This is a genomic window from Streptococcus sp. 1559, from assembly GCF_013276735.1.
Classification (GTDB): domain Bacteria; phylum Bacillota; class Bacilli; order Lactobacillales; family Streptococcaceae; genus Streptococcus; species Streptococcus pseudopneumoniae.
In genome coordinates this window covers 1-7,615 of sequence record NZ_VMLO01000121.1, presented here as the reverse complement: position 1 = coordinate 7,615, position 7,615 = coordinate 1, and the positions used below count along the sequence as shown (strand labels likewise).

At 40.5% G+C, this 7,615-nt stretch carries 10 protein-coding genes; 7 read left to right on the top strand and 3 right to left on the bottom strand.

Annotated elements, in window-relative coordinates; all coding sequences use genetic code 11:
• Positions 1-89: 89 nt before the first annotated feature.
• Positions 90-242, bottom strand: a complete 153-nt coding sequence (locus tag HT688_RS11940) for a hypothetical protein (protein ID WP_240148177.1) — start codon at positions 240-242, stop codon at positions 90-92.
• Positions 243-261: 19 nt separating this feature from the next.
• On the opposite strand from HT688_RS11940, the gene HT688_RS11100 reads away from it, so the two are divergent.
• Positions 262-1,002, top strand: coding sequence for a MerR family transcriptional regulator (locus HT688_RS11100; RefSeq protein ID WP_172923798.1), 741 nt, complete (start codon positions 262-264; stop codon positions 1,000-1,002).
• 42 nt (positions 1,003-1,044) lie between these two features.
• On the opposite strand, the gene aao is transcribed toward HT688_RS11100, so the two are convergent.
• Positions 1,045-2,220, bottom strand: coding sequence for an aminoacetone oxidase (gene aao / locus HT688_RS11095; RefSeq protein WP_000680044.1), 1,176 nt, complete (start codon positions 2,218-2,220; stop codon positions 1,045-1,047).
• A gap of 60 nt (positions 2,221-2,280) precedes the next feature.
• Entirely contained in the window at positions 2,281-3,126 is an 846-nt protein-coding gene (locus HT688_RS11090) for a DegV family protein (RefSeq protein WP_000219931.1), read from the bottom strand.
• Positions 3,127-3,250: 124 nt separating this feature from the next.
• Here HT688_RS11090 and HT688_RS11085 point away from each other — a divergent pair, with 124 nt between their 5' ends.
• The 6 genes from HT688_RS11085 (at position 3,251) to HT688_RS11060 (ending at position 7,365) form a co-directional block, all read left to right on the top strand.
• Complete coding sequence (locus HT688_RS11085; RefSeq protein WP_000004147.1) at positions 3,251-3,808, top strand: TetR/AcrR family transcriptional regulator; 558 nt, start codon at positions 3,251-3,253, stop codon at positions 3,806-3,808.
• A gap of 18 nt (positions 3,809-3,826) precedes the next feature.
• Positions 3,827-4,294 carry a deoxycytidylate deaminase gene (locus HT688_RS11080; RefSeq protein ID WP_000136974.1) on the top strand — a complete coding sequence of 156 codons (468 nt, stop codon included), beginning with the start codon at positions 3,827-3,829 and terminating at the stop codon, positions 4,292-4,294.
• An 88-nt stretch (positions 4,295-4,382) separates the two neighbouring features.
• Positions 4,383-5,012 (top strand): uracil phosphoribosyltransferase, encoded by a 630-nt coding sequence (gene upp / locus HT688_RS11075; protein WP_000515975.1) that lies wholly within the window; start codon positions 4,383-4,385, stop codon positions 5,010-5,012.
• Positions 5,013-5,185: 173 nt separating this feature from the next.
• Entirely contained in the window at positions 5,186-5,776 is a 591-nt protein-coding gene (clpP, locus tag HT688_RS11070; RefSeq protein WP_000613465.1) for an ATP-dependent Clp protease proteolytic subunit ClpP, read from the top strand.
• Between the two features lie 78 nt (positions 5,777-5,854).
• Entirely contained in the window at positions 5,855-6,103 is a 249-nt protein-coding gene (locus HT688_RS11065; RefSeq protein WP_000462126.1) for a YlbG family protein, read from the top strand.
• A gap of 101 nt (positions 6,104-6,204) precedes the next feature.
• A complete protein-coding gene (locus tag HT688_RS11060; RefSeq protein ID WP_172923797.1) occupies positions 6,205-7,365 on the top strand; it encodes an ABC transporter substrate-binding protein in 1,161 nt (386 codons plus the stop codon).
• The last annotated feature ends 250 nt before the right edge of the window (positions 7,366-7,615 follow it).

Genomic DNA, 7,615 nt, shown 5'->3' with positions numbered 1-7,615 from the left:
GGAATTACTTTAAAATTTCCTTATCAATTTGTTCACAGTCTATTTCAATCTACTATACTCTTCGAAAATCTCTTCAAACCACGTCAGATTCACCTTGCCGTATAGATGTTACTGACTTCGTCAGTTCTATCTGCAACCTCAAAACGGTGTTTTGAGCTGACTTCGTCAGTTCTATCCACAACCTCAAAACAGTGTTTTGAGCAACCTACGGCTAGCTTCCTAGTTTGCTCTTTGATTTTCATTGAGTATAAGGAGGAAATCATGTACCATATAAAAGAAGCTGCACAGCTTTCGGGTGTCTCTGTCAAGACCCTGCACCACTACGATAAGATAGGACTTTTGGTTCCTTTAAAGTCGGAAAACGGCTATCGAACCTACAGTCAGGAGGATTTGGAACGTCTCCAGGTCATTCTTTACTACAAATATCTAGGCTTTTCTTTAGAAAAAATAGCAGAGCTATTAAAGGAAGAAAGGACAGATTTATTGCCTCATTTGACCAGGCAGTTGGACTATTTGACTCGAGAAAGGGAACATCTGGATACCTTGATTTCAACCTTGCAAAAAACCATTCAAGAACAAAAAGGAGAAAGAGAAATGAGCATTCAAGAGAAATTTGCTGGATTTAACTACCAAGACCATCAAAAATACCACCAAGAGGCGGTAGAGAAATATGGACAAGAAGTCATGGACCAAGCGCTGGAGCGCCAGAAAGGTCACGAAGACGAGGCTACGGCTGCCTTCAACCAAGTTTTTCAAGCCTTAGCACAAAATCTTCAAGCTGGTCTGCCTGTAACAGCAACTGAAAACCAAGAGCAAACAGCCAAGCTCTTGCAAGCCATTAGTACTTATGGATTTGATTGTACTATTGAAGTATTCGGTCATATCGGTAAAGGCTACGTCTATAACCCAGAGTTTAAGGAAAATATTGACAAATTTGGTACTGGAACAGCCCAGTACACATCAGATGTCATTGCCCACTATGTCCAAACTCAAGCAAAATAAAATCGGAGGAGTAATCTTCCGATTTTTTCTATTAAAAGTTCTTTAATCATAATGCAGACTTCCCGCCACCCAGCCGGTGCAGAGGGCAGAAGTGATGTTAAAGCCCCCCGTATGGGCGTTGATGTCCAGTACCTCGCCAGCAAAGTGGAGTCCAGGAACCAGCTTACTTTCCAGAGTTTTGGGATTGATTTCCTTGAGACTGACGCCACCCTTGGTGACAAAGGACTTGGCAAGAGACATTTTTCCAGTTACAGGAATTTTAAGTCCTTTAATGGACTGGACAAGTTGTTCACGTTCCTTTTCAGTCAGTTGTTTGACTTTGTCAGGATAGCCTTGCACAAAAAATTCTGCCAAGCGTTCTGGAAGCAAAGTTTTTAAGGTATTTTTTAGAGATTTTTCCCTATTTTCTTCTAGAAATGCAACCAAGTCATTTTCAGAAAGTTGAGGCAAAACATCCAGTGAGAGAATCTCCCCACCCTTGACAAAGCTAGACATACGTAGGGCAGCAGGACCTGACAAACCAAAGTGGGTAAAAAGCAAATCGTGAGTGATGACACGCTTGCCATAACTTAGAGTCACATCATCCAGCGAAATTCCCTGCAAGGCCTTATGTGGAAAATCTGTTAATAAAGGACTTTCAGCAGCTTCAAGCTCGGTAATGGTATGCTTAAAATGGCGGGCAATCTCGTGACCAAAACCAGTCGAACCAGTAGAAGGATAGGATTTTCCACCAGTTGTGACAATGAGTTTCTCACAAGTGAAGGTTTGGTCTGCGGACTTAAGGACAAACTGTTCGCCGATTTTTTTAACCGAAACAATTTCGGTTTGAGTAGCAACTTGACCACCTAGTTCAGTGATTTTCTTTTCCAAAGCTTCGATAATAGTCCGAGACTTGTCACTGGCTGGAAAGACGCGTCCGTGGTCTTCGAGCTTAAGTTTAACACCATTTTCTGTAAAAAAGTTGATGATGTCATGATTATCGAACTGGGAGAAAACACTGTAAAGAAAGCGTCCGTTTCCAGGAATTCCAGCTAGTAGGTCGTCCAAGCTACCATTGTTGGTCACATTGCAACGTCCCCCACCAGTCCCAGCTAACTTTTTTCCAAGTTTCCGATTTTTTTCGATGAGGAGGGTTTTCTGTCCATAAAAGCTACTGGAAATCGTAGCCATCATACCAGCAGGTCCTCCACCGATGACAATAGTATCAAAATGTTTCATAGCTCTATTGTACCACAAAAAAAAACAAGAGATGATGGTTACCTCTTGTCAAGAATGCAATTAATCAATTTCATAGCCCATCAGCAGACCGCCATCTTCTGCATAGAAACTGCAGAGACCAGATGTTGGGAGAATTTTAATATCCGCCTGTGGGAAGGTTTCACGGATTCGGTCTGAAAGCTGTTGGCAACATTTCTCGTTATTGCGTTGGGCCATGACAATACGGCCACCAGCATATCCTGCTTTCACTAACTCTTCATAGGCTGCTTGAACTGACTTCTTTGCTCCTCTTGCTTTTTGTAGCAATTCGAGAGTTCCAGTTTCACTAGCTTCTCCGACCATACGAATGTTGAGAAGGCCAACGACCGTACCGATAAGCTTGCTCAAACGGCCGTTCTTCACCAAGTTATCGACTTTGGCTAGGACAAAGAGCAACTTAGTTTTTTCTTGATAGGCGGTGATAGCTTCAACCACTTCTTCAAAAGACAAGCCCTGGGCAATCAAGTCATTCAATTTTTCTACGAGTAGGTCAACTTCACCACCAGCAGACAAACTATCAATTACATGAATCTTAGTGTCAGGATGTTCTTCCAGATAAATATTCTTGGCCAGTTGAGCACTATTGTGACTACCAGAAAGAGTACCAGTGATGGTTACTAGGAAAATGTTTTTGGCACCTTCAAATGCTCGCAAATAATCATCTGGGCTTGGACAAGCTGATTTTGAAGCTTCTGCGGTTGCATACATGGTTTCCATCATATGGTCAATATCAAGACTGGCATCATCAACAAAGACCTGATCAGCTACTTGAATGGTTAAGGGGACACTTACAAAGGTTGTGTTAATAGCTGGTGTTGGCAGTTGACGATAATCACAACCAGAGTCAGCAATAATCTTCCAAGTCATAGAAATTCTCCATCTTTGTCAGTTATACATTGACAAAGGTTCTGTCTTTTTTTACAATTATATCATGAAAACCCTTGAAACAAAAGCATCATCCGTCTGTTGTGACAAGTAGAAAGAAAATGTTATGTCTGAACGTAGAATCTCTGAAAAGTCTCTTGAAAATCTCAGAAAATCAAACCAAGAATCCAATTTATTAACCAGAGAAGCCATTGAAACAGCCCTCTTGCAACTCTTGGAAAAAAAGGAACTGACCAAGATTAGTATTTCTGAATTGGTCAAACGTGCAGGTGTTTCGCGTGCGGCCTTTTATCGCAATTATGACTCCAAAGAGGAAATTTTAGAGAGCGTCTTTAAACGAACTGTCCACAATATTATGGAACAGCTGCATCATTACGATTTAAAGACAGACCTTTATTTGGTTTGGGTTCACCTTTTCCGGGAGGCCAGAAAGGAAGTTAGAGTGATTCAATTGGCCTTGGATTACCATCTGGAAAAAATCTTTGTCCAAGCCATGCAGGAATTTCTAGAAAAATACCATGGGAAATCAAAAGGTGTCAGCTCTTATCTTCATTCCTTCTGGAGTTCAGCCATCGTCTCAGTCCTTTTAAAATGGATCAAGGATGGCATGAAGGTACCTGCTGAAAAGATAGCGGATTTACGGTTACCATTTTTTAAAAAATAGAGAAATAGGAGAAAAGAGATGACTGAAAAAAGACTGGCCTGGGATGAGTATTTTGCAGCCCAAGCATTACTAATTGCCAATCGTTCCACTTGTAAACGTGCCAAAGTGGGCGCAATTCTGGTTAAGGATAATAAGGTTATTTCCACTGGTTATAATGGTTCGGTGTCAGGTACCGAGCATTGTATTGATCACGAATGTCTGGTCATTGAAGGACACTGTGTTCGCACCCTTCATGCTGAGGTTAATGCCATTCTTCAAGGGGCTGAGCGTGGTGTTCCTAAAGGTTTTACAGCCTATGTAACCCATTTTCCTTGTCTCAACTGTACCAAACAATTATTGCAGGTTGGTTGCAAGCGCGTGGTTTATATCAACCAGTACCGAATGGATGACTACGCCCAATACCTTTATCAAGAAAAAGGGACAGAATTGACCCATTTACCACTTGAGACAGTACAGGAAGCTCTTAAAGAGGCTGATCTAATGTAAAAATTATCAAAAATAAATGGTTTAGAAAGATTTTTAAACCGTTTTTTGGTATAATAAGAAGAATAAATTGAAAGAAGGAATTCCAAAAATGGGAAAAATTGAAGTTATTAATCACCCGCTGATTCAACACAAATTGTCAATTTTGCGTCGTACAGATACTTCTACAAAAGCTTTTCGTGAGCTAGTAGATGAGATTGCAATGTTGATGGGGTATGAAGTACTTCGTGATCTTCCACTAGAAGATGTGGAAATCGAAACACCAATTACAAAAACAGTTCAAAAACAATTAGCAGGTAAGAAATTGGCTATCGTTCCAATCTTGCGTGCAGGTATCGGGATGGTTGATGGTCTCTTGAGCTTGGTTCCAGCTGCTAAAGTTGGCCACATCGGTATGTACCGTGATGAAGAAACACTTCAACCAGTTGAGTATTTGGTGAAATTGCCTGAGGACATTAACCAACGTCAAATTTTTGTAGTAGATCCAATGTTGGCAACAGGTGGCTCAGCAATCTTGGCCGTTGACTCACTTAAAAAACGTGGCGCATCAAATATTAAATTTGTCTGCCTTGTATCAGCACCAGAAGGTGTAAAAGCCCTTCAAGAAGCTCATCCAGATGTAGAAATCTTTACAGCAGCCTTGGATGAACGCTTGAACGAACACGGTTATATCGTTCCAGGTCTTGGAGATGCTGGAGACCGCTTGTTCGGTACAAAATAAGATCGAAAAGAAGAATGACTTGGAAAAGTATTTCTAGTCACGAAAGGAGGTTGGGTTTTTGTTTCTGTCTAATGAAAGCAGAGCAAAAATTTGACCTTTTTTGACCAAGATATTATAATAGTCTTATCTTCAGTCATTTGACCAACAAAATTAAAACTCAAAAGGAGAAATGAATGATTCCTGTAGTTATTGAACAAACAAGCCGTGGAGAACGTTCCTACGATATTTACTCACGTCTTCTTAAAGACCGCATCATTATGCTGACAGGTCCAGTTGAAGACAATATGGCTAACTCTGTTATTGCCCAATTGCTTTTCTTGGATGCCCAAGATAGTACAAAAGATATTTACCTTTATGTCAATACACCTGGTGGTTCCGTTTCAGCTGGTTTGGCAATCGTTGATACCATGAACTTTATCAAGGCAGATGTCCAAACCATCGTTATGGGTATGGCAGCATCTATGGGGACGGTCATCGCATCAAGTGGAGCAAAAGGCAAACGTTTCATGCTTCCAAATGCAGAGTATATGATTCACCAACCAATGGGTGGTACAGGTGGTGGTACCCAACAAACTGATATGGCTATCGCTGCAGAACATTTGCTTAAAACTCGTAAAACCTTGGAAAAAATCTTGGCTGAAAATTCAGGTCAGTCAATCGAAAAAGTCCATGCAGATGCAGAACGCGATAACTGGATGAGCGCCCAAGAAACACTTGAATATGGCTTCATTGATGAAATCATGGCCAACAATTCATTGAACTAATAATCAAAGGAGGCAAACTCGACTGGGTTTGCTTTTTTTGGTATAATAGGGAGAGATTTCTTAGAAAGAGGATTTATCATGTTTGAAAAAGTCAATCGATCTGGCTTGATTATCTATCTTTACTATAATCGTGATGCCAAAAAACTGCAGGATTATGGAGATATTACCTATCATTCCAAGAAACATCGTTACTTACAACTCTATGTTCCAACTCAAGAAGTGGAGCAATTGGTCGGGCGCTTGAGCAAGGAAAAGTTTATCAAAAAAGTCAGAGTTTGTCATATCCAAGAACTGGAAACACCCTTTGTGGGCAACCTTTACCGATAGGAAAACGTTATCAGATAAAAATTTAAAGAAAAGTGTTGACAATTTTCTGATAATTCGATATATTCTTAACAGACTATTTAAGAAATAAGGAGACAAAAAAGATGAAGAAAAAATTTGCCCTATCGTTTGTGGCGCTTGCAAGTGTAGCACTTCTTGCAGCCTGTGGAGAAGTGAAGTCTGGAGCAGTCAACACTGCTGGTAACTCAGTAGAGGAAAAGACAATTAAAATCGGGTTTAACTTTGAAGAATCAGGTTCTTTAGCTGCATACGGAACAGCTGAACAAAAAGGTGCCCAATTGGCTGTTGATGAAATCAATGCCGCAGGTGGTATCGATGGAAAACAAATCGAAGTAGTTGATAAAGATAATAAGTCTGAAACAGCTGAGGCTGCTTCAGTTACAACTAACCTTGTAACCCAATCTAAAGTATCAGCAGTCGTAGGACCTGCGACATCTGGTGCGACTGCAGCTGCGGTAGCGAACGCTACAAAAGCAGGTGTTCCATTGATTTCGCCAAGTGCGACTCAAGATGGATTGACTAAAGGTCAAGATTACCTCTTTATCGGAACTTTCCAAGATAGCTTCCAAGGAAAAATTATCTCAAACTATGTTTCTGAAAAATTAAATGCTAAGAAAGTTGTTCTTTACACTGACAATGCCAGTGACTATGCTAAAGGGATTGCTAAAGCCTTCCGCGAATCATACAAGGGTGAGATCGTTGCAGATGAAACTTTCGTAGCAGGTGACACAGACTTCCAAGCAGCCCTTACAAAAATGAAAGGGAAAGATTTTGATGCTATCATCGTTCCTGGTTACTATACTGAAGCTGGTAAAATTGTAAACCAAGCGCGTGGTATGGGAATTGACAAACCAATCGTTGGTGGTGATGGATTCAACGGTGAAGAGTTTGTACAACAAGCAACTGCTGAAAAAGCATCAAACATCTACTTTATTTCAGGCTTCTCAACTACTGTAGAAGTTTCAGCTAAAGCAAAAGCCTTCCTTGATGCATACCGTGCTAAGTACAATGAAGAGCCTTCAACATTTGCAGCCTTGGCTTATGACTCAGTTCACCTTGTAGCAAATGCAGCAAAAGGTGCTAAAAACTCAGGTGAAATCAAGGATAATCTTGCTAAAACAAAAGATTTTGAAGGTGTAACTGGTCAAACAAGCTTCGATGCGGACCACAACACAGTCAAAACTGCTTACATGATGACCATGAACAATGGTAAGGTTGAAGCAGCAGAAGTTGTAAAACCATAATAGAAAATGTTGAAATAGGGAATGAGCCTCGGACTCACTCCCTGTTTCGGTGTTTAATACTCTTTGAAAATCTCTTCAAACTGCGTCAACGTCGTCTTGGATTATATATGTGACTGACTTCATCAGTCTTATCTACAACCTCAAAACAGTGTTTTGAGCAGCCTGCGGCTAGTTTCCTAGTTTGCTCTTTGATTTTCATTGAGTATAAGATTCATTTCCGAGCAAGTTCTTGAATTTACTCGAGGATAAA

Coding starts and splice junctions, on each gene's coding strand:
- HT688_RS11080 (WP_000136974.1), top strand. CDS start 3,827: ATGACTGAAAAAAGACTGGCCTGGGATGAGTATTTTGCAGCCCAAGCA.
- HT688_RS11090 (WP_000219931.1), bottom strand. CDS start 3,126: ATGACTTGGAAGATTATTGCTGACTCTGGTTGTGATTATCGTCAACTG.
- HT688_RS11060 (WP_172923797.1), top strand. CDS start 6,205: ATGAAGAAAAAATTTGCCCTATCGTTTGTGGCGCTTGCAAGTGTAGCA.
- clpP (WP_000613465.1), top strand. CDS start 5,186: ATGATTCCTGTAGTTATTGAACAAACAAGCCGTGGAGAACGTTCCTAC.
- aao (WP_000680044.1), bottom strand. CDS start 2,220: ATGAAACATTTTGATACTATTGTCATCGGTGGAGGACCTGCTGGTATG.
- upp (WP_000515975.1), top strand. CDS start 4,383: ATGGGAAAAATTGAAGTTATTAATCACCCGCTGATTCAACACAAATTG.
- HT688_RS11940 (WP_240148177.1), bottom strand. CDS start 242: ATGAAAATCAAAGAGCAAACTAGGAAGCTAGCCGTAGGTTGCTCAAAA.
- HT688_RS11065 (WP_000462126.1), top strand. CDS start 5,855: ATGTTTGAAAAAGTCAATCGATCTGGCTTGATTATCTATCTTTACTAT.
- HT688_RS11100 (WP_172923798.1), top strand. CDS start 262: ATGTACCATATAAAAGAAGCTGCACAGCTTTCGGGTGTCTCTGTCAAG.
- HT688_RS11085 (WP_000004147.1), top strand. CDS start 3,251: ATGTCTGAACGTAGAATCTCTGAAAAGTCTCTTGAAAATCTCAGAAAA.